Consider the following 21,108-nt stretch of genomic DNA (forward strand, 5'->3'; position numbering starts at 1 on the left):
GGTCCCGGCGGGAGGAGACCGCGGCTCACCGCACGGCGAGCCGCGCCTCGGCCGCCCGCCACGGGCCGGCGCCCCCGCGGGGTGTGTACCGGGTGCGGCGCCGGGTGCGGATGAGCAGCCGGCGCAGGGCCGGCAGGTCGCCGGCCAGCCCGTGCGCGCGGGCCTGCACCAGGACGTTGCCGAGGGCCGCCGCCTCGGTCGCGCCGGCCACCACCGGCAGGCCGCAGGCGTCGGCCGTCAGCTGGCACAGCAGCGCGTTGCGGGTGCCGCCGCCGACCAGGTACACCACGTCCACCGGACGGTCGGCCAGCCGCTGCGCGTCCAGCACGGCACGCCGGTGGGCGAGGGCGAGCGAATCCAGGATGCACCGGGTCACCTCGGCCCGCGTCGCCGGCACCGGCTGACCCGACGCCCGGCACGCCTCGGCGATCCGCTGCGGCATCCGCCCCGGCGCCAGGAACGCCTCGTCCCCGGCGTCCACCACCGCACGCAGCGCCGGCACGCCGGCCGCCTCCCGCAGCAGCAGCCCGAGATCCGGCCCGCCCCACGCCCGTACGCACTCCTGGAGCAGCCACAGCCCCATGATGTTGCGCAGGTAGCGCACGGTGCCGTCGAGCCCCAGCTCGTTGGTGAAGTTCGCCGCCCGGCTCTCCTCGGTGAGCACCGGAGCGGACAGTTCCAGGCCCGCCAGGGACCAGGTGCCGGTGCAGATGTAGGCGAAGCGCTCCACGGACGCCGGGATCGCGGCGACCGCCGACGCGGTGTCGTGCGAGCCGACCGCCGTCACCGGCACCGGGCCGGCGAGCCCCGTCTCCGCCAGCACCTCCGGCCGCAGCGTCCCGGCCGGATCGCCCGGCTGCCGCAGCGGCGCGAACAGGCCGAGGTCGATGCCCAGCCGCTCGGCGACCTCGGACGACCAGGTCCGGGTCCGGGGGTCGACGAGCTGGGTGGTGGAGGCGTTGGTCAGCTCGGTGCCCAGCTCGCCGGTGAGCCAGTACGTCAGCAGGTCCGGGATGAGCAACACCCGTGCCGCGCGCGCGAACTGGGCGGTCGACCGGGCGGCCGTGAGCTGGTAGAGGGTGTTGAACGGCGCGTGCTGGATGCCCGTCGCCGCGTACAGCTCCGACGCCGGCACGGTCGCCCACACCTTCTCCGCGACCCCCTCGGTGCGGGTGTCGCGATAGTGCACCGGGTTGCCGAGCAGGGCCCCGTCGGCATCCAGCAGACCGTAGTCGACCGCCCAGCCGTCCACGCCCACCGAGTCGACCGGACCCGCCGCACGCAGCCCGTCCAGGACACCGCCGTACAGCGCCAGCACGTCCCAGCGCAGCCCCTCCGGCACCCGTACCGGCCGGTTCGGGAACCGGTGCGCCTCGCTCAGCTCCACCGAGTCCGGGCCCACCCTGCCCACCATGACACGCCCGCTGGACGCGCCCAGGTCGACGGCCGCGTACGCCTTCACGCCCGCGCTCATCGCAGGAACGCGGCCGCCACGCCCGCGTCGACCGGGATGTGCAGCCCGGTGGTGTGCGTGAGGTCCCCGCCGGTGAGCGCGAACACCGCGTTGGCCACGTGCTCGGGCAGCACCTCGCGCTTGAGCAGGGTCCGCTGCGCGTAGAACTCGCCCAGCTTCTCCTCCGGCACCCCGTACACCGCGGCCCGCCGCGCCCCCCAGCCGCCGGCGAAGATCCCGGATCCGCGCACCACCCCGTCCGGGTTGACGCCGTTGACCCGGATCCCGTGCTCACCCAGCTCGGCGGCCAAAAGCCGCACCTGGTGGGCCTGGTCGGCCTTGGTGGCGGAGTAGGCGATGTTGTTCGGCCCGGCGAAGACGGCGTTCTTCGACGCGATGTACACGATGTCGCCGCCCAGCCCCTGCGCGGTCATCACGCGGGCCGCCTCCCGCGACACCAGGAACGACCCGCGGGCCATGACGTCGTGCTGGAGGTCCCAGTCCGCGGCGGTCGTCTCCAGCAGCGGCTTGGAGACGGAGATCCCGGCGTTGTTGACGACGAGGTCCACCCCGCCGAACGCGAGCACGGCCGCCCGGAACGCGGCGGCGATCTGCTCCTCGTCCGTCACGTCGACGGTGACGGCGACGGCCCGGTCCGCCCCGCCCAGCTCCCCGGCCACCCGCGCGGCGCTCCCCCCGTCCAGGTCGGCGACGACGACACACGCCCCTTCCGCCACCAGCCGGTGCGCGATGGCCTTCCCGATCCCGCTGCCGGCACCCGTGACGAGCGCGACCCGGGTGGCGAGCGGCTTGGGCTCCGGCATGCGCCGGAGCTTGGCCTCCTCCAGCGACCAGTACTCGATGCGGAACTTCTCGGCCTCCTCGATCGGCGCGTAGGCCGACACGGCCTCGGCGCCGCGCATCACGTTGACGGCGTTGACGTAGAACTCCCCGGCGACGCGGGCGGTCTGCTTGTCCCGGCCGAAGGAGAACATGCCGACACCCGGGACGAGTACGACGGCGGGGTCGGCGCCGCGCATGGCGGGGGAGTCGGGCAGGGCGTGCCGCCGGTAGTAGGCGGCGTACTCCTCGCGGTAGGCGGCGTGCAGTTCCCGCAGCCGGGCGACGGCGTCGTCGAGGGGTGCGGCCGGCGGCAGGTCGAGGACGAGCGGCCGCACCTTCGTGCGCAGGAAGTGGTCGGGGCAGGAGGTGCCGAGGGCGGCCAGCCGGGGGTGCCCGGCGCGGGAGAGGAAGTCGAGCACGACGTCGGAGTCGGTGAAGTGCCCGACCTGCGGCCGGTCCTGCGAGGCGAGCGCGCGGACGTACGGCGCGAGGGCGGCGGCCCGCTCCCTGCGGCGGGGCCCGGGCAGCGGCTCGTAGCCGGCGATCACGGGTCCGAAGGGTTCCGCCCTGCCCCGGCGGGCGAGGAACTCCTCGGCGGTGCGGATGATGTGCAGCGAGTTGCGCTCGCACTCCTCGGACGAGTCGCCCCAGGCGGTGATGCCGTGCCCGCCCAGAACGCAGCCGACGGCGCGCGGGTTGGCCTCCTTGACCGCGGCGATGTCCAGCCCCAGCCGGAACCCGGGCCGCCGCCACGGCACCCACACCACGCTGTCCCCGAAGCACTCGGCGGTCAGCTTCTCCCCGTCCGCCGCGCAGGCGAGCGCGATACCGGAGTCCGGGTGCAGGTGATCCACGTGGGGAGCGTCCACCAGCCCGTGCATGGCGGTGTCGATGGAGGGCGCGGCCCCGCCCCTGCCGTGCAGGCAGTAGTCGAAGGCGCCCGCCATCTCGTCCTCGTGCTCGACACCCGGATAGACGTCGACGAGCGCCCGCAACCGGTCCAGCCGCAGCACGGCGAGCCCGGAGCCGGTGAGGGTGCCGAGGTCGCCTCCGGACCCCTTCACCCACATCAGCTCCACGTCCGCACCGGTGACGGGATCGGTGGCGGTGCCCTTGGCGGAGGCGTTCCCGCCGGCGTAGTTGGTGTTGCGGGGGTCGGCGCCGAGGCGGTGGGAGCGGGCGAGGAGAGCGGCGACTTCGGGATGGGTTGCCATGGGTACCGGTTCCTTTCAGGGCAGGGAGGCACGAAGAGGGGCGCGGGGCGGTGTCGACCGCGGCTGCGCCGCGCGGGCGCGATCGGTCACGTACGGCGGGGTGCGGGGTGGTGCCGACCGCGGCTGCGCCGCGCGGGTGCGAGCGGCCGCGCACGGCCCGCTGCCCGCAGCCGGCGGGACCCGGCGGCCGCTCACGCCCCCCAGCCGGCCTGCTCGCCGCCGGTCCGCTCGGCGACGATGCGCTCGGCCCATCCCGAACGCCGGTACGCCGCCAGGGGATCGGGCGCCAGCCCCATCTCCTCGCGCACCTCACGCAGCAACGGGCGCACGTCTGTGTCGTATGCATCCATCAGCACGGCGTTGGCACCCAGCACGTCCCCGGCGGCCTGGGCCCCGGCCAGCGCGTCCCGGTCGACCAGCAGCGCCTTGGCCGTGGCCTCCTGGACGTTCATCACCGACCGGATGACCGCCGGGATCTTCGGCTCGATGTTGTGGCACTGGTCGAGCATGAAGGCGACCTCCGGGGTCAACCCCCCGCCCCGCACCACCTCGTACATGATCCGGAACAGCTGGAAGGGATCGGCCGCCCCCACCATCAGGTCGTCGTCCGCGTAGAACCGCGAGTTGAAGTCGAACCCGCCGAGCCTGCCCTCCCGCAGCAGCGTGGCGACGATGAACTCGATGTTGGTGCCCGGTGCGTGGTGTCCGGTGTCCACCACCACCCGCGCCCGCTCGCCGAGCTTCAGGCAGTGTGCGTAGGCCGTGCCCCAGTCCGGCACGTCCGTCGTGTAGAACGCCGGCTCGAAGAGCTTGTACTCCAGCAGCATCCGCTGCCCGTGCCCGAGCCTGGCGTACACCTCGGCCAGTCCCTCGGCCAGCCGGTCCTGGCGTGCCCGGACGTCGTCCTGCCCGGGGTAGTTCGTACCGTCCGCGAACCACAGCTTCAGATCGCGGGACCCGGTGGCGTCCATGATGTCGACGCAGCGCAGCAGATGTCCGACGGCCTTGCGCCGCACGGCCGCGTCCGGATGGCAGATGCTGCCCAGCCTGTAGTCGTCGTCCTGGAAGGTGTTGGAGTTGATCGCGCCCAGCCGCACCCCCCGCTCCTCGGCGTACTTCGCGAGCGTCGTGTAGTCCTCCACGGTGTCCCAGGGGATGTGCAGGGCCACCGTCGGCGCCACCCCGGTGAACGCGTGCACCTGCGCCGCGTCCTGGAGCTTCTCCCACGGCGAGCGCGGCACTCCTGCCTGCGTGAACACCTTGAACCGGGTGCCCGAGTTCCCGTACGCCCACGACGGCGTCTCGACGGCCTGGGTCTTGAGCGCGGCCTTCACCGCGGCGAGGTCGGTCACTTCAGGGCTCCTGTGAGGTGGGCGGAACGGCTGAACGTGTGAAACGATTCAGAAGGGCAAGCTAGGTGCCGCCCCGAGGGGTGTCAAGCACTCCGGCCGACCCCGCCCCGTGCGCCCCCTAAAGGGCTACGGCTGTGGAAAGTTTTTCGCTGCGGACCCATTGACGCGACATGGCTGCGGTGCCTACCGTCCCGGCCATCCAGTTGAAACCTTTCACGACATCGCTCGGCCTCACGGCCCTGCGCCGGTGTCGTCGAGGAGCCCCCATGACCCACCCGCCTGACACGGGACCGGCCCCGGTGCTGGCGCTGAAGGGCGTCTCCAAGTCCTTCGGTGCCGTACGCGCCCTGAGGGACGTCTCCCTGGAACTGCTGCCCGGCGAGGTGCACGCACTCGCCGGCGAGAACGGCGCGGGCAAGTCGACACTGATCAAGACCCTCGCCGGAGTGCACCGCCCGGACGCCGGGCAGGTGCTGCTCGACGGCGAGCCCGTCGTCTTCCACGGCCCGGGCGACGCCCGCGACGCCGGCATCGCCGTCATCTACCAGGAGCCCACGCTCTTCCCCGACCTGTCGATCGCCGAGAACATCTTCATGGGCCGGCAGCCCAGGCGCGCCCTGGGCCGGATCGACCACAAGGCCACCCGCGCGGCGACGGCCGCGCTGATGCGGCGGCTCGGCGTCGGCCTCGACCCCGACCGGCCCGCCCGCGGACTGTCCATCGCCGACCAGCAGATCGTGGAGATCGCCAAGGCGCTGTCCTTCGACGCCCGGGTCCTGATCATGGACGAGCCGACCGCGGCCCTCACCGGCAGCGAGGTCGCCCGGCTCTTCGGCGTCGTCCGGACCCTGCGCGAGCAGGGCACCGCCGTGCTGTTCATCTCCCACCGGCTGGAGGAGATCTTCCGGATCTGCCAGAAGGTCACCACGCTGCGGGACGGCACCCGGATCGCCTCCGAGACCCTCGACAAGATGACCGAGGACGACCTGGTCCGCCGCATGGTCGGCCGCGAACTGGCCGAGCTGTATCCCGAGCGGCGGGCCCAGACCGGTGATGTCGCGCTGGGCGTGCGCCGGCTGACCCGGGAGGGCGTCTTCACCGACGTCTCCTTCGAGGTGCGGCGCGGAGAGATCGTCGGCCTCGCCGGACTGGTGGGCGCCGGCCGTACCGAGGTCGCCCGGGCCGTCTTCGGCATCGACCGCTGGGACGCGGGCGAGGTCGAGGTGGCCGGGCGGCGGCTCCCCAAGGGCGCGCCGTCCGCCGCGATGGCGGCCGGACTGGCCCTCGTGCCGGAGGACCGGCGGGCCCAGGGGCTGGTGATGGACCTGTCCATCGAACGCAACATCGGCCTGACCGGCCTGCGTACGACCGCCCGCGCCGGACTGATGGACCGGGGCGCCGAACGCAGCCGGTCCCTGGACTGGGCGGTGCGGCTCCAGGTGAAGTACGCCCGGATCGCGGACGCCGTCTCCACCCTGTCCGGCGGCAACCAGCAGAAGGTCGTCCTCGCCAAATGGCTCGCCACCGGCCCCAAGGTGCTCATCGTCGACGAGCCGACCCGGGGCATCGACGTCGGGACCAAGGCCGAAGTGCACCGCCTGCTGGCCGAGTTGGCCGCCGACGGAGTGGCCGTCCTGATGATCTCGTCCGACCTGCCGGAGATCCTCGGCATGGCCGACCGGGTCCTCGTCATGCACGAGGGCCGGATCAGCGCCGAGATCCCGCGCGCCGACGCCACCGAGGAGAGCGTGCTGGCCGCCGCCACCGGGAGGGCCGCCGCATGACGGTGACCACCACGGACGACACCCCCGTCACCGAAGTGCCCCGGTCGAGCGGCACCCGGCTCGTCGAGCGCGTCTTCAGGATGCGCGAACTCGCCGTCCTGGCCGTCTTCCTGGTGATGATCGCCGTCACCCAGGCGGGCAACAGCGAGTTCCTTTCCGAGCAGGGCATCAAGGACCTGCTCCTCAACGCGACCATCCTGGTGCTGGTCGCCACCGGCCAGTCGCTGGTCGTCCTCACCCGCAACGTCGACCTGTCCGTCGGCTCCACGCTCGGGATCAGCGCCTTCGCCGCCGGCACCTGGCTGCACGGCGGCGGGAACGCGGTGGTCGCGGTCCTCCTCGCCGTCCTGCTCGGCATAGGCTTCGGGCTGCTCAACGGCCTGCTCGTCAGCCTCGGCCAGGTCCCCGCCCTCGTCGTCACCCTCGGCACCCTGTACATCATCCGGGGCGTCGACTCCATCTGGGTCGGCGCCCGCCAGATCACCGCGGCCGATCTCCCCGGCGGCTTCGTCGACTTCGGGTCCGGCGGTATCTCCGCGGTGCCCTGGCCGGCGTCGATCGCGCTGGTCGTGCTGGTCGTGACCGCGTACTACCTCAGGCACTTCGGCAGCGGGCGGGAGCTGTACGCCCTCGGCTCCAACCCGGAGGCGGCCCGGCTGGCCGGCATCCCGGTCCGCAGGCGGATCCTGACCGCGTACACCGTCTGCGGCGCCCTCGCCGGTCTGGCGGGAGCGATGTACCTGGCCCGGTTCGGCAACGTCGACTCCGGCACCGGCAACGGCTACGAACTCACCGTCGTCAGCGCCGTCGTGGTCGGCGGCATCGCCTTCACCGGCGGCTCCGGCGGCGTCTACGGCGCCGCCCTCGGCGCGCTGCTGCTCACCTCGGTGAACAGCGTGCTGCCCGCGCTCGGCGTCAGCTCCGTGTGGGTGCTCGCCATCAACGGCGTCCTGCTGCTGCTCGCCATCGCCGTCGACCGGATCGTGGCGCTGCGGGTGGCCGCCGCCCTGAAGAAGAAGTCGGCCCCCAGGAGGACCGCCATGGCGAAGGAGAAGGCCGGTGCCTGAGTCGCTCACCCGCGCGATCCGCTGGGACACCGTCGTCGGCACGCTGCTGATCGTCCTGCTGCTGTCGTTCGGCTTCGTCGACGGCTTCGGCAACGCGCTCAACCTGTCGTTCCTCATCGGCAACACGCTTCCGATCGCGCTGATCGCCCTGCCGATGACCCTGCTCGTCGTCTCCGGAGAGATCGACCTGTCGGTGGCGTCGACCGCCGGGCTGTCCGGAGCGGTGATGGGCAGGCTGTGGAACGCGGGCCTGCCCATCGAGACGATCATCCCGCTGTGCCTGCTGCTGGGAGTGGTGTGCGGGCTGCTCAACGGCCTGCTGGTGACCCGGCTCGGGCTTCCCTCGCTCGCGGTGACGATCGGCACGCTCGCCGCGTACCGGGGTGTCGCACAGATCGTGCTCGGCTCCGACGCGGTGACCGACTTCCCTCCGCGGTACCTGGACTTCGCGGCGGGCCGGCTCGGCGGGACCTTCGTACCGCGGGCTCTCGTGCCCTTCCTGGTGCTGCTGGCGATCGCCGTGGTCGTGCTGCACGCCACGCCGTTCGGACGGTCGCTGTTCGCGATCGGAGCGGGGGAGGAGGCGGCGTGGTTCGCCGGGATCCGGGTGAGGCGCACCAAGCTCCTCCTGTTCGTCGCCACCGGGCTCATGTCGGCACTGACGGGCGTCTTCTGGGCCCTGCACTACGCCAGCGCCCGCTACGACAACGCCACGGGGCTCGAACTCTCGGTCGTCGCCGCCGTGCTGCTGGGCGGGATCGACTTCGACGGGGGCAGGGGCACGCTGGGCGGTGCGATCGCCGGGGTGTTTCTGCTGGGCGCGTTGCAGAACGTCATGAGCCTCGAGGACGTCTCCGCCCAGTCGCAGATCGTCGTCACGGGTGTGCTGCTCGTCCTGTCCGTGCTCGGACCGCGGGTGGCACGGCAGATCGCCGTCCTGCGGGCCCAGTCGTCCGGCTGACCGCCCTCTCGCGGCCGGCCGCGCCCGCACGGCGGCAGCCGCCTGCCCACCCACAGCCCCGCGCCCCTCCCGCACGGCGGTAGCCGCCTGCCCTCCCACAGCCCCGCGCCCCTGGAAAGGGGCCACGCCCCCAGCAAAGGACCCTCGTCATGCCGAAATCCGTCATCCGCCGCTCCTGCGCCGCCCTCGCCGCGGGCACCTCCCTCGCCCTCGCCCTCACCGCCTGCGGCGGCACCACGAAGGACGACGTCAAGGCCGACAACGCCGCCGCCACCGCCGGCAAGGCCGACCCGAACGCGGCCACCAAGAAGGGGCTGACCGTCGGCTTCCTGCCCAAGCAGGTCAACAACCCCTACTTCACCAGCGCCGACAAGGGCGGCCGGCAGGCGCTCACCGAACTCGGCTCGGCCTACAAGGAGGTGGGCCCCTCCAGCGCCACCGACACCAGCGGCCAGGTCGGTTACGTCAACACCCTCACCCAGCAGCAGGTGGACGCCATGGCAGTGTCCGCGCAGGACCCGGGCGCCCTGTGCACCGCGCTGAAGCAGGCCATGAGCAACGGCATCAAGGTCGTCACCTACGACTCCGACACCACGCCCGGCTGCCGCAACGCGTTCGTCTCGCAGGCCGGCGCCGAGGACCTGGGCCGCACCGAGGTACAGCTGCTCGCGGAACAGATCGGCTACAAGGGCGAGATCGCGATCCTGTCGGCCGCGCAGACCGCGACCAACCAGAACACCTGGATCGGTTTCATGAAGGACGAGCTGAAGGACCCGAAGTACAAGGACATCAGGCTCGTCGAGATCGCCTACGGCAACGACGACGCCCAGCAGTCCTTCCAGCAGACCCAGGGCCTGCTCCAGGAACACCCGGGTCTGAAGGGGATCATCTGCCCGACCACGGTCGGCATCAAGGCCGCCGCCCAGTACCTGTCCGGGGCCAAGTACAAGGGCAAGGTCAAGCTCACCGGCCTCGGCACCCCCAACGACATGCGCAAGTACGTCAAGAACGGCACGGTCGACGCCTTCGAGCTGTGGGACCCGGCGAAGCTCGGCGACCTCGCGGCCCGTACCGCGGTGGCCCTGGCCTCGGGGCAGATCAGCGGCAGGGAGGGCGAGAGCTTCAGGGCCGGCGGGACGACGTACACCATCGGCAAGGACGGCGTGATCAACCTGGGCAGGCCGACCGTGTTCGACGCGAAGAACATCGACCGGTTCGACTTCTGACCGGCGCGGCACGGCCGTCCCGGCGCGCCGCCTCCCACTTCCGCCCGGAACGGCCGCCGCCCGGTCCGGTCCCGCCCGGTCCGGTCCCGCCCGGTTCTGCTCCTGACCGGCTCGGCTTCCGCCGGCACGGGGCCCCGGCGCCCGCACGCGGCCGACTTCGCCCTGCCGGCGTGACGGTAATGTGAAGGTCGTCCCGCCGCCCTCGTTCCCTGGAGGTCCGAAGCCCGATGGCCCAGTCGGTGGGTATCAAGGATGTCGCCCGCGCCGCCGGAGTGTCGGTGGGCACGGTGTCCAACGTCATCAACCGCCCGGACACCGTCGCCGGAGAGACCCGGGCCCGGGTGCTCTCCGCGATCGACCGGCTCGGCTACGTCCGCAGCGAGTCGGCGCGTCAGCTGCGGGCGGGCCGCAGCCGGATCATGGGGCTGCTCGTGCTCGACATGGGCAACCCGTTCTTCGTGGACGTGGCGCGCGGCGCCGAGCGGGCCGCCCGGGAGGCGGGGCTCGGCGTGATGGTGTGCAACAGCGCGCAGAACGCGGCCGAGGAGGCGGAGTACCTCTCGCTCTTCGCCGAGCAGCGGGTGCGCGGCGTGCTGCTCACCCCGGCCGACGCCACGGGCCGCAACATCGAGACCTTCCGCCGGCACGGCATCCCCTTCGTGCTGGTCGACCGGGTCGCCGAGGGCACCACCGAGTGCTCGGTCTCCGTGGACGACGTCGCGGGCGGCGCGCTCGCCGTGCGCCATCTGGTGGACGCCGGGCACCGCTCGATCGCCTACGTCAGTGGTCCGCCTGGGCTCAACCAGGTCCGCGACCGGCGCACCGGCGCGCTGACCGCCCTGGCGGAGGCCGGGCTCGGCCCCGAGGCGCTGCGCGAGCTGCCCACCGAACGCCTCGACGTGGCCGCCGGCCGGGACGCGGGCGCCCGCCTGCTCGGCCTCGCCGACCGTCCCACCGCCGTGTTCTGCGCCAACGACCTGCTCGCCCTCGGCGTCCTCCAGGCCATGTACGCGGCGGGCGTGGCCGTCCCGGACGAGCTGGCGATCGTCGGCTACGACGACATCGAGTTCGCCGCGGCGGCGGCCGTACCCCTCACCTCCGTACGCCAGCCCGCCGTCACCCTGGGCGCCCTCGCCGCCGGACTGCTCCTTGAGGAGACCGAGCAGGGAGAGGGGCCGAAGACCCACGAGCACCGTCGGGTGGTGCTCCAGCCGGAGCTGGTGGTGCGCCGCTCCAGCCTGGTCGCGCGCTGACCCGAAGTTCAGTGACAATCCATGATCCCGGCCTTCGGCCCGGCCGCGATCCTGTGCTGAACTGGGACGCGTCCGTGCCGTCCGTCCCGGGAGATTCGTTGAGCCTCAGCTACCGCCAGCCCGGCGTCGTCCTCACCGACCGTCACTTCACCGTGCCCCTGGACCACGCCGACCCGGGCGGCGAGACCATCGAGCTGTACGCCCGCGAGGCCGTGGCGAGCGACAAGGCCGGGCAGGACCTGCCCTGGCTGGTGTACCTCCAGGGCGGCCCCGGATTCGGGGCGAATCGTTTCGTCGGACGTCAGGCGTGGCTCGACCGGGCCCTGAAGGAGTTCCGCGTCCTCCTGCTCGACCAGCGCGGCACCGGGCGCTCCACGCCCGCCACCCGGCAGACGCTCCCGCTGCGCGGCGGCCCGGCCGCCCAGGCCGACTACCTCACCCACTTCCGCGCCGACTCCATCGTCCGCGACTGCGAGGCCATCCGCCCCCAGCTCACCGGCGGCGCCCCGTGGACCGTGCTCGGCCAGAGCTTCGGCGGCTTCTGCACGGTCTCGTACCTCTCCCTCGCCCCCGAGGGCGTCCACACCGCGATCATCACCGGTGGGCTGCCCGGCCTGCACGCCCACGCCGACGACGTCTACCGCGCCGCCTACCCGCGCATCGAGCGCAAGGTCACCGCCCACTACGCCCGCTACCCGCAGGACGTGGAGCGGGCCCGGCGGATCGCCGACCACCTCCTCGGGCACGACGTGGTGCTGCCGAACGGCTACCGCCTCACGGTGGAGGCCTTCCAGTCCCTGGGCCTGATGCTCGGCACCGGCGACGGCAGCCACCGGCTGCACCACCTGCTGGAGGACGCCTTCGTCCGCACCCCCGGCGGCCCGGAGCTGTCCGACGCCTTCCAGGAACAGGCGCAGGCCCTGCTGTCGTACGCCTCGCACCCCCTCTACGCCCTCGTCCACGAGTCGATCTACGGACAGGACGTCCGCCCCACCGCCTGGGCCGCCGAACGCGTCCGCGCCGACTTCCCGCAGTTCGACGCGGCCAAGGCGCTCGCGGGCGACGGTCCCGTGCTCTTCACCGGCGAGACCGTCCACCCCTGGACGTTCGACGCCGACCCGGCCCTGCGGCCCCTGCGCGAGACGGCCGAACTGCTCGCCGCCCGCACCGACTGGCGCCCGCTGTACGACCCCGCCCGCCTCGCCGCCAACGAGGTCCCCGTCGCCGCGGCCGTCTACCACGACGACATGTACGTCGACACCGCCCACTCGCTGGGGACCGCCCGCGCCATCCGCGGCCTGCGCACCTGGGTCACCGACGAGTTCGAGCACGACGGCCTGCGCACGGGCGCGCCGCGCGTCCTGGACCGACTGCTGGCGCTGGCCCGCGACGAGGTGTGACCCAGCGCCCCGGCAGGGGGCGCGGGACGGTGTGCGCGTAGTGTGCGGCCCATGACCGAGGCGAAGATCACCGAGCTGCTGCCCCTGCCCGACGACTGGCGGCGCGCCCTGGCCGTGGTGGCCCACCCGGACGACCTGGAGTACGGCTGCTCGGCGGCCGTCGCCGCCTGGACCGACGCCGGACGCGAGGTCGCCTATGTGCTGGCCAGCCGCGGCGAGGCCGGCATAGACACCCTGGACCCCGCCCGCTGCGCCCCGCTGCGCGAGCGCGAGCAGCGGGCCAGCGCGGCCGTGGTCGGCGTCGACACCGTGGAGTTCCTCGACCACCGGGACGGCGTGATCGAGTACGGCCCCGCGCTGCGCCGCGACATCGCCGCCGCGATCCGCCGCCACCGCCCCGAACTCATCATCACCCTCAACCACCGTGACACGTGGGGCGGTGTCGTCTGGAACACCCCCGACCACGTCGCCGTCGGCCGCGCCACCCTGGACGCCGCGGCCGACGCCGGCAACCGCTGGATCTTCCCCGAACTCGCCGAGCAGGGCCTCGAACCGTGGAACGGCGTCCGCTGGGTGGCCGTCGCCGGCTCCAGCGCCCCCACCCATGCCGTCGACGCCACGCCCGGCCTGGAACGGGCGATGCGCTCGCTGCTCGAACACCGCACCTACCTGGAGGCGTTGACCGACCAGGATCCGGAAGCCTACGTCCGCGACTTCCTGACCGAGACCACCACCGCCACCGGCAAGCGCTTCGGCGGCCGGCCCGCGGTGTCCTTCGAGCTGTTCGGCCGATAGCCGACGCCCTGCCGAGTTGACCCTCCCCTTACGTCAGGCTTGAGGCTGTGAGCGGACGAAAGGGCAGGCAGATGGGCTACTCGGTGGGACAGGTGGCGGCGTTCGCCGGGGTGACCGTGCGGACACTGCACCACTACGACAAGGCGGGGCTGCTCTCGCCCGGCGAACGCAGCCCCGCCGGCTACCGCTTCTACAGCGACGCCGACCTGGCCCGGCTCCAGCAGATCCTCTTCTACCGCGAACTGGACTTCCCGCTCGACGAGATAGCCGTCATCCTGCGCGACCCACAGGCCGACGCCCTGCACCACCTGCGGGAGAGGCAGCGGCGGCTGCGTGAGGAGATCGCCCGGCTGGAACGCCTCGCGGAGGTGGCCGAGCAGGCCATCGAGGTCCAGCGGACCGGAGTGGCGCTCACCCCCGAGGAACGCTTCGAGGTCTTCGGCGAGATCTCCTTCGACCTCAGCTACGCCACCGAGGCACAGCTGAAGTGGCGGGACTCGGCCGCGTACCGCGAGGCGATGGCCAGGGCCCGGGCCCACACCAAGGAGGACTGGCGGCAGCTCATGAACGAGGCCGCCGCCTGGCGGGCCGAGCTGCTCGCCGCCTTCGACGCGGACCAGCCCGCCGACGGTGGGCTGGCCATGGACCTCGCCGAGCGGCACCGCCGCCATCTGACCCGCTGGTTCACCCCCTGCCCGCCGGACACGCACCGGCGCATCGCGGACGACCTCGCCGCCGACCCGCGCGCCTTCGCCCTCCTCGTCCCGCCGTCACAGCAGCGTCCCGGCCTCGCCGCCTACGTGAGCAAGGCGATCCACGCCAACGCCTCCCGCCGTGACGGCTCCCGCACCGACTCCGAGGAGCACCCATGAGAATCCTGATCGCCACGGCCGGATCACGCGGCGACGTCGCCCCCTACACCGGCGTCGGCGCCGAACTGGCCCGCGCCGGGCACGAGGTGACGCTGGCCGCCACCGATGGCTTCGCCTCCCTCGCCCAGGGCGCCGGGCTGGGCTTCCGGCGGCTGCCCGCCGACCCGCGGGCGCACGGGAAGCCCGCCGGCCGGCGGGAACTGATGCGTACGGCCGCCGCGTTCGTCACGGAACTCGGCGGGGGATTCGCCGACGCGGTCGCCGACGGTACGGACCTGCTCCTGCTGTCGGCCACCACGGCCCAGCTCGGCTGGCACCTCAGCGAGGCCACCGGCATCCCGAGCCTCGGCGTCCACCTCCAGCCGACCGCACCGACCGGCGACTTCCCGCCCGTGATCACCGGCACCCGTTCACTGGGCCGGGCCGGCAACCGGGCGGCCGGCCGGTTCGCCCTCCGCATGGCCGACCGTGTGTACGAACCGGCGGTCGCCGCGCTGCGCCGCCGGCTCGGGCTGCCGCCGCTGTCCGCCGCCGCGATGCGCCGGCGCCGGGAGAAGGCCAACTGGCCGGTGCTGTACGGCTTCAGCACGGCCCTCGTGCCGCGGCCCGCCGACTGGCGGCCCGGGCTGGAGGTCGCCGGCACCCTCTGGCCCCACCTCGGCCCCGCCGAACGGCTGCCCGCGGCCCTGGAGGACTTCCTCGACGCCGGGCCCCGGCCCGTCCTCATCGGCTTCGGGAGCATGGCGTCCGGAGAGGGCGAGCGGCTGAGCGAGCTGGCCGTGCACGCGCTCCGGCGCGCCGGACTGCGCGGCATCCTCCAGTCGGGAGCCGCCGGGCTCGCCGCCGACGGGGACGATGTGATCACCGTCGGCGAGGTGCCGCACGCCCTGCTGTTCCCGCGGCTGGCCGCGGTCGTCCACCATGCCGGGGCGGGCACGACGGCCGCCGCGCTGCGCGCCGGAGTGCCGGCGGTCGCGGTGCCGGTCACCGCGGACCAGCCGTTCTGGGCCGCCCGGCTCGCCGCGCTCGGCGCCGCCCCCGAGCCGATTCCGCTGCGTGCCCTGACCGCCGAACGGCTCGCCGTCGCGCTCGACCTGGTCACGAGCGGGCAGGGGTACACCCGGGCCGCCGCGGGGGCCGCGCGGCACATGGCCGGCGAGGACGGCGCGGGCCTCGTGGTCAAGGCGGTCGAGCGGCTGTCCCGGACCGACGGCGCCCCCGTATGACGGGCGACGCCGCCCGACGACCGACCCCACGGGTCCGCCCCGCGTGGTGACAACCCACCTCACCGGTCCGCCCGTCCGGCGACGGGCCGCACGGGTCCGCCCTGTGTGGTGACAACCCACCTCACCGGTCCGCCCGTCCGGCGATCGGCCTCACCGGCCGCATCCCCGGCGCGGCGGCCGGCCCCACCGGTTCGCCACCGTGCGGTGACAGGCCTCGCCGATCCCGCCCCGGTGCGGTGACCAGCCCCCACCGCTCCGACCGCCCCCGCGGTGGTGAACGGCCAACCGGTCACCGTCCCAGCGGTGACCGGTGACGGGCGGTGCGGCGGTGCGGGTCAGTAGGCTGTGGGCATGCCGGACCAGATGACCGACCCCTCCGACCTGCGCGGCGACTGCGCACAGTGCTTCGGGCTGTGCTGTGTCGCCCTGCCCTTCGCCCGCTCCGCCGACTTCGCGCTGGACAAGCCCGCGGGCAAGCCGTGCCCGAACCTCCAGGGCGACCACCGCTGCGGCGTCCACGCCGACCTGAGGCAGAAGGGCTTCACCGGCTGCACGGTCTACGACTGCTTCGGCGCCGGCCAGAAGGTCTCCCAGGTCAGCTTCGGCGGGCAGGACTGGCGCACGGGCTCGAAGGAGCACGCGCGCCGGATGTTCGACGTGTTCCCGGTCGTACGGCAGCTGCACGAACTGCTGTGGTACGTCACGGAGGCGCTGTCCCTGCCCGCCGCCCGCCCCGTCCACCCCGAGCTGCGGCAGGCACGGGAGAAGACCGAGCGGCTCACCCGGGGGACCCCCGGGGAACTGGCCGCGCTGGACGTGGCCGCGCACCGGCAGGAGGTCAACGTCCTCCTGCTGCGCACCAGCGAGCTGGCCCGGGCCGGCGTCGGCGGCAAGGGCCGGGGGAAGGGCAAGGACCGGCGGGGCGCGGACCTCATCGGCGCCCGCCTCAAGGGCGCCGACCTGCGCGGGGCGAGCCTGCGCGGCGCCTACCTGATCGCCGCCGACCTCACCGGTGCCGATCTGCGCGGCGCGGACCTCATCGGCGCGGACCTGCGCGACGCCGACCTGACCGACGCGGACCTCACCGGCGCCTTCTTCCTCACCCAGCCGCAGCTCAACGCGGCGCGGGGCAGCCTCGGCACCAGGCTGCCCGGGTCAGTCGGCCGCCCGGTGCACTGGACAGCCGTTCGTTGACGCCGGGTGCTCCAGTGGGAGTGCCCCCGTGTGCCGCGCCGCGCCGTCCTCCGTCCGCGGTCCGTCGTGGCGGGCCGCGCCCGCGCTGCGCAGCCGCAGGCCGGCACCGTCCCCGGCCCCTGCGGGGGGTTGCCGCCGTTCCAGTCGCAGCCGCAGCCCCTCCGGCATCAGGGTGAGGCGCTCGGCGACGGTCAGCCGGTAGCCGGGCTCGGCGTGCAGCTCGTAGCGGCGCAGCAGCAGGCCGAGGACGAGGGTCGCCTCGTGCAGGGCGAACTGGCGGCCGATGCAGGCCCGTGCGCCGGTGCCGAAGGGCTTGAACGTGTGCGGCGGCCGGGCCCGTACCGCCTCCGCGGTGAAGCGGTCCGGGTCGAACCGCTCGGCGTCCTCGCCCCACACCTCCGGCGCGCGGTGCAGCATCGGCGTCAGCACCAGGGCCCACGCGCCCCGGCGCATCGGATGTTCCCCGGCGAGAAGGGTGTCCTGCCGGGCCTCGCGGGCGAAGGCGGGCGCGGTCGGCCACAGCCGCAGTGACTCGTCCAGCACCCGGCGGACGTAGCGCAGCTTGGCGATCCGGTCGTAGCCGGGCAGCGGGGCGTCGCCCCAGACCCGGTCCACCTCGGCGCGGGCCCGGGCGGCGATCTCGGGGTGCCGGGCCAGGTAGTACAGGGCGAAGGAGAGCGCCCCCGAGGTGGTCTCGTGGCCCGCCACCAGGAACGTGATCACCTGCTTGCGGACGTTCTCCGGGGACAGCTTCTCGCCGGTCACGGGGTGCGCGGTCGCCAGCATGCGGTCCAGCAGGTCCCCCTCGCCGCCGCCGGACCGGCGCCGGGCGGCGACCAGCTCGTCGACCGTGCGGTCGAGGTGCTCCATGTCGGCCGCGTTGCGCCGGGCGGCGGCGCGCAGCAGCAGCGGGGCCAGCGGCCCGGGAACACTGTTCAGGCGCTGCGCGTAGGTGAGCGTGCCGACCATCGCCGTGACGAAGGGGTGCGGCCGGTCCCGTTCGAAGGAGCCGAAGTCGTGCCCGAAGCCGGTCCGGGCGATCGTCTCCAGGGTCAGCCGGGTCATGTCTCCGGCGACGTCCACCGTGCGCCCGGCCGCCAGCTGCCGGTCCCAGTGGTCGGTGAGCCGGCCGGCGACGGCCAGCATCATGCCGTGGTAGCCCTCCATGGCCTCACGGCTGAAGCCGGGGGCCAGGACGTCGTGTGCCAGCTGCCAGTTGGGCTCGTGGTTGTAGGCGGTGAACAGACCGTCCCCGGCCACCGGCCGCAGGTTGGCGACGCCCAGCCCGACGTGCTTGGCGAACCGCGACTCGTCGGCGAGGTCGGCGACGAGCCGCGCGCCCCACACGAACACGAACTCCTTGCCGAAGGCCCGCCGCCGGTAGATCGGGCCCAGCTCGTGCGCGAAGCGCATCGAGTCCTGGAGCGGCCGGCGCCGGTCGGCCCCGAGCACATCGCCGAGGAGCGGCAGCCGGTGTGGGGGACGCGGGATGCGGCGCAGCTCGGGCCAGCCCTGCTCGGCGCTTCGAAAACCCTTCGGCAGCCCGGTACCCGTGGTCTGCAACGTCTCCGCCATGACGCGATCTCCCTTGATCCAGCGGATGGTTGGAACTGTGACGCGCGCGTGTTGTACGTGGGTTCAATAACGTGATCCCAGTGTCGTCCTCTTGTTGAACGGACGTCAAGTAAAGTGACGCCATGCCCGCGAACCAGGGGGAGCGCGCCCGGCGCCGGCTCAGCACCGAGGAGCGGCGCGAGCAGTTGCTGTCGGTCGGCGCGCGGCTGTTCTCGGAGAGCCCCTACGACGAGGTCTGGATCGAGCAGGTCGCCGAGATCGCGGGTGTCTCGCGGGGGCTGCTGTACCACTACTTCCCGACCAAGCGGGACTTCTTCGCCGCCGTCGTGGAGCGGGAGAGCGCCCGCATGCTGCGGATGACGGCGGCCGAGCCCGGCGTGCCGGCGCGTGAGCAGCTCACCGCCGGCCTCGACACCTACCTCGGTTACGTCCAGGCCCACGCCCATGGCTTCCGCGCCTTCCACCGCGCCGACGCGGCCGGCGACCAGACCGTGCGCCGGGTCTACCGGCAGGCGCTGGCCGCACAGGAGAAGCAGATCCTGGCCGCGCTCGCCGCCGATCCCGAGTTCGGGCCGGTCTTCGGGGCCGCGCCCGAGGTGCGCCTGGCGGTGCGCGGTTGGCTCGCCTTCACGACCGCGGTCTGTCTCGAATGGCTGCGCGGCGAGGGTGAGTTGAGCCGCGAGCAGGTGCGCGACCTGTGCGCCCGCGCCCTGCTGGGCGTCCTCGCGTAACCCCGTCCGCCGGTACGGCGTGGTTGGCGCGCGCCCCGATCTTCGATAGGTTAGGCAAGGCTTACCTAAGGAGGTTGCGGGATGGGTGACACGCAGGACTGGACGGCCGCCCCCGGCGCGGCGGAACGGGCACGCTCGGTACTGGCCGCCGCATGGTCGTGCGCGGTGACCGCGGACGGCGTGCGCGAGGAGTACGTCGGCGCGCACACCGTGACCGGGGACGGCGCGGTACGGCTGGCGGTGCCCGACGACAGCGGCCTGTTCGCGGCGGCCCTGTGCGCCCCGCGCCAAGAGCCCTCCGCACTGCTGGAGTTCGCCGACGTGGCCCCCGTGCCGGTGCGCAACCGCATCCGCGCCCGGCTGTGGCTGTCCGGCTGGTTCGCCCCGGACGAAGGAGCGCTCCTCCTCCGGCCCACCCGGGTCGTGCTCCGGCAGGCATCCGGTCCCGTGGTCGTCGACCTGGACGAGTTCACCGGGGCCCGGCCCGACCCCCTCGCCGACGCCGAGGCCCGGCTGCTCACCCACCTCGCCGACGTCCACCCGGACGCCGTCGAGCGGCTCACCCGCCTGGTGCGCCCCGAGAGCCTGCACGCCGCGACCCGGGTGGCACCCCTCGCCGTCGACCGGCACGGCCTGACCCTGCGCATCGAACGTACCCGCGCCCACGGCGACGTCCGCCTGCCCTTCCACACGCCCGCCGACGACGTCACCCAGCTCACCGAGCGCATGCACGCACTCCTGGCGCAGGCCAGTGCCGCCGCCTGCCCTCGGGCGCTACAGCGGCAGCGCGCAGACGGCGACGGGTGACGCGAACGGCTCCCCGGCCGGGCGGAGGCCGCCGTCGCCGGCGTCGACATGGAAGACGGTGACCGTGCCGGAGCGCTGGTTCGCCGCGAACAGCAGCCGGCCGTCGGGCGAGAACGCGATCTGCCGCGGGAAGTCCCCGCCCGCCGGCACGGTGCCGAGCAGCCGCAGCCGGGCCCCGTCGGCCTCGACGGCGTACCGCGCGAGGCTGTTGTGCCCCCGGTTGGCGAGGAAGGCGTACCGGCCGTTCGCCGTCACCAGGAACTGCGCCGGATAGTTCGTGCCGCCGTCCGAGCCCGTCGGCTGCGGCTCGCCGATGTCCAGCCTGCCGGACCGCGGGTCGTAGGCGCAGACGGCCACGGTGTCGTCGACCTCGTTGGCCAGATAGGCGTACCGGCCGCCCGGATGGAAGGTCAGATGGCGGGGACCGGCGCCCGGCCGCGTGTGCGCCCGCGCCACCTCCGCGAGCGTGCCCTTCGTGAGGTCGAGGCGGTAGGTGTACACGGTGTCGGTGCCGAGGTCGACGGCGAGGACGTGTCCGCCGTCCGGGCCGGTGAGGAACTGGTGGGCGTGCGGGCCCTGTTGCCCGGGGCCGGGCGGCGGGGAGCCGTGCCTGACCGAGTCGGTGCGCTCGCCCAGGGCACCCGAGGCGTCGATCGGATGCACGGCGACACTGCCCGACCCGTAGTCGGCGGTCAGCAGCCAGCGCCCCGTGGGGTGCACCGACAGATGGCAGGGGCCCGCGCCGCCGGTGCTCCGGGTGCCCAGGACCCGCCGGTCGGCGAGGCGTACGGCCGTCACCCCGCCGTCCTGCCGCTCGTCCACCGCGTAGAGGGTGCGGCCGTCCGGGTGGACGGTGAGGTACGACGGGTCGGGGACTCCGGTGAGCGTGCCCGACCCCGTGATCCGGCCCGACTCCGGGTCGTACGACGCCAGGCCGATGCCGGTGCCGCCGCCCTCGGCGGACGTATAGGTGCCGAGGTACAGCGGGCGTGGCCCGGACGGCTTCCGGGCGGGCGCGGCGGCCCTCGGCCCGCTCTCTTCGGACGGGCTGCCGTCCCCGGCCGGCGGGGCCGCCGGGGACGGCACCGCCACGACGGCCGCCGTGCCGGCCACGGCCCCGACGAACCGGCGCCTGGTCCACCCGCCGCCGCGCCGCCGGTCCCGCCGGGGCCGCGGAGACCCCTCTTCCGCCGCCCGTGCCTCCGTGTCCATGCCGTACCTCAGGTCGTCGGTCACCCGTTCGTGACAGACACCTTGGCCCGCATCCACCCCTCGGGGCAAGGCGGGCAACAAGCGTTGCGCACGATGCAACCCGCCGGGAGGCTGCCGGATGAGTCTGCGCCGGGAGGCCGCCG

At 73.7% G+C, this 21,108-nt stretch carries 17 protein-coding genes; 12 read left to right on the forward strand and 5 right to left on the reverse strand.

All coding sequences use genetic code 11. From position 1 onward, the window contains the following. Nucleotides 1-25 precede the first annotated feature (25 nt). The 3 genes from JK361_RS04980 to rhaI form a co-directional block, all read right to left on the reverse strand. A complete protein-coding gene (locus JK361_RS04980) occupies nt 26-1,474 on the reverse strand; it encodes a rhamnulokinase (RefSeq protein WP_201814424.1) in 1,449 nt (482 codons plus the stop codon). Continuing rightward, on the reverse strand, nt 1,471-3,510 hold the full coding sequence (locus JK361_RS04985; RefSeq protein WP_201814425.1) for a bifunctional aldolase/short-chain dehydrogenase: 2,040 nt from the start codon (nt 3,508-3,510) through the stop codon (nt 1,471-1,473). Before JK361_RS04985 ends, JK361_RS04980 begins: the two co-directional genes overlap by 4 nt. A gap of 191 nt (nt 3,511-3,701) precedes the next feature. Then, nucleotides 3,702-4,862 carry an L-rhamnose isomerase gene (gene rhaI, locus JK361_RS04990; protein ID WP_201814426.1) on the reverse strand — a complete coding sequence of 387 codons (1,161 nt, stop codon included), beginning with the start codon at nt 4,860-4,862 and terminating at the stop codon, nt 3,702-3,704. Nucleotides 4,863-5,128: 266 nt separating this feature from the next. Here rhaI and JK361_RS04995 point away from each other — a divergent pair, with 266 nt between their 5' ends. From JK361_RS04995 to JK361_RS05040, 10 genes are all read left to right on the forward strand, one after another. Then, nucleotides 5,129-6,646 (forward strand): sugar ABC transporter ATP-binding protein, encoded by a 1,518-nt coding sequence (locus JK361_RS04995; protein WP_201814427.1) that lies wholly within the window; start codon nt 5,129-5,131, stop codon nt 6,644-6,646. Then, entirely contained in the window at nt 6,643-7,713 is a 1,071-nt protein-coding gene (locus tag JK361_RS05000; protein ID WP_201814428.1) for an ABC transporter permease, read from the forward strand. Before JK361_RS04995 ends, JK361_RS05000 begins: the two co-directional genes overlap by 4 nt. Then, nucleotides 7,706-8,674 carry an ABC transporter permease gene (locus JK361_RS05005; protein ID WP_201814429.1) on the forward strand — a complete coding sequence of 323 codons (969 nt, stop codon included), beginning with the start codon at nt 7,706-7,708 and terminating at the stop codon, nt 8,672-8,674. Before JK361_RS05000 ends, JK361_RS05005 begins: the two co-directional genes overlap by 8 nt. Before the next feature lie 149 nt (nt 8,675-8,823). Then, complete coding sequence (rhaS, locus tag JK361_RS05010; RefSeq protein ID WP_201814430.1) at nt 8,824-9,900, forward strand: rhamnose ABC transporter substrate-binding protein; 1,077 nt, start codon at nt 8,824-8,826, stop codon at nt 9,898-9,900. Between the two features lie 227 nt (nt 9,901-10,127). Further along, nucleotides 10,128-11,153, forward strand: a complete 1,026-nt coding sequence (locus JK361_RS05015) for a LacI family DNA-binding transcriptional regulator (protein WP_201814431.1) — start codon at nt 10,128-10,130, stop codon at nt 11,151-11,153. 98 nt (nt 11,154-11,251) lie between these two features. Continuing rightward, nucleotides 11,252-12,553 (forward strand): alpha/beta fold hydrolase, encoded by a 1,302-nt coding sequence (locus JK361_RS05020; protein ID WP_201814432.1) that lies wholly within the window; start codon nt 11,252-11,254, stop codon nt 12,551-12,553. A 51-nt stretch (nt 12,554-12,604) separates the two neighbouring features. After that, nucleotides 12,605-13,348 (forward strand): PIG-L deacetylase family protein, encoded by a 744-nt coding sequence (locus JK361_RS05025; protein WP_201814433.1) that lies wholly within the window; start codon nt 12,605-12,607, stop codon nt 13,346-13,348. Nucleotides 13,349-13,419: 71 nt separating this feature from the next. Further along, nucleotides 13,420-14,220, forward strand: coding sequence for a MerR family transcriptional regulator (locus tag JK361_RS05030; RefSeq protein ID WP_201814977.1), 801 nt, complete (start codon nt 13,420-13,422; stop codon nt 14,218-14,220). Next, a complete protein-coding gene (locus JK361_RS05035) occupies nt 14,217-15,446 on the forward strand; it encodes a glycosyltransferase (RefSeq protein ID WP_201814434.1) in 1,230 nt (409 codons plus the stop codon). Before JK361_RS05030 ends, JK361_RS05035 begins: the two co-directional genes overlap by 4 nt. 351 nt (nt 15,447-15,797) lie before the next feature. Then, nucleotides 15,798-16,640, forward strand: a complete 843-nt coding sequence (locus tag JK361_RS05040; protein ID WP_201814435.1) for a pentapeptide repeat-containing protein — start codon at nt 15,798-15,800, stop codon at nt 16,638-16,640. Here the strand turns inward: JK361_RS05040 and JK361_RS05045 are convergent. Continuing rightward, the gene (locus JK361_RS05045; RefSeq protein WP_201814436.1) at nt 16,602-18,215 is read right to left on the reverse strand and encodes a cytochrome P450; all 1,614 of its coding nucleotides are present in this window, start codon (nt 18,213-18,215) and stop codon (nt 16,602-16,604) included. The two genes, JK361_RS05040 and JK361_RS05045, sit on opposite strands and share 39 nt — an antisense overlap. A 122-nt stretch (nt 18,216-18,337) precedes the next feature. Here JK361_RS05045 and JK361_RS05050 point away from each other — a divergent pair, with 122 nt between their 5' ends. Both JK361_RS05050 and JK361_RS05055 read left to right on the forward strand, forming a co-directional pair. Next, nucleotides 18,338-18,946, forward strand: coding sequence for a TetR/AcrR family transcriptional regulator (locus tag JK361_RS05050; protein WP_201814437.1), 609 nt, complete (start codon nt 18,338-18,340; stop codon nt 18,944-18,946). 81 nt (nt 18,947-19,027) lie between these two features. Beyond that, nucleotides 19,028-19,753 carry a DUF2470 domain-containing protein gene (locus JK361_RS05055; protein ID WP_201814438.1) on the forward strand — a complete coding sequence of 242 codons (726 nt, stop codon included), beginning with the start codon at nt 19,028-19,030 and terminating at the stop codon, nt 19,751-19,753. Here JK361_RS05055 and JK361_RS05060 read toward each other — a convergent pair. Continuing rightward, on the reverse strand, nt 19,721-20,866 hold the full coding sequence (locus tag JK361_RS05060) for a lactonase family protein (RefSeq protein WP_307787216.1): 1,146 nt from the start codon (nt 20,864-20,866) through the stop codon (nt 19,721-19,723). The two genes, JK361_RS05055 and JK361_RS05060, sit on opposite strands and share 33 nt — an antisense overlap. Between the last annotated feature and the right edge of the window lie 242 nt (nt 20,867-21,108).

This window comes from Streptomyces musisoli (assembly GCF_016741855.1).
Taxonomy (GTDB): Bacteria; Actinomycetota; Actinomycetes; order Streptomycetales; family Streptomycetaceae; genus Streptomyces; species Streptomyces musisoli.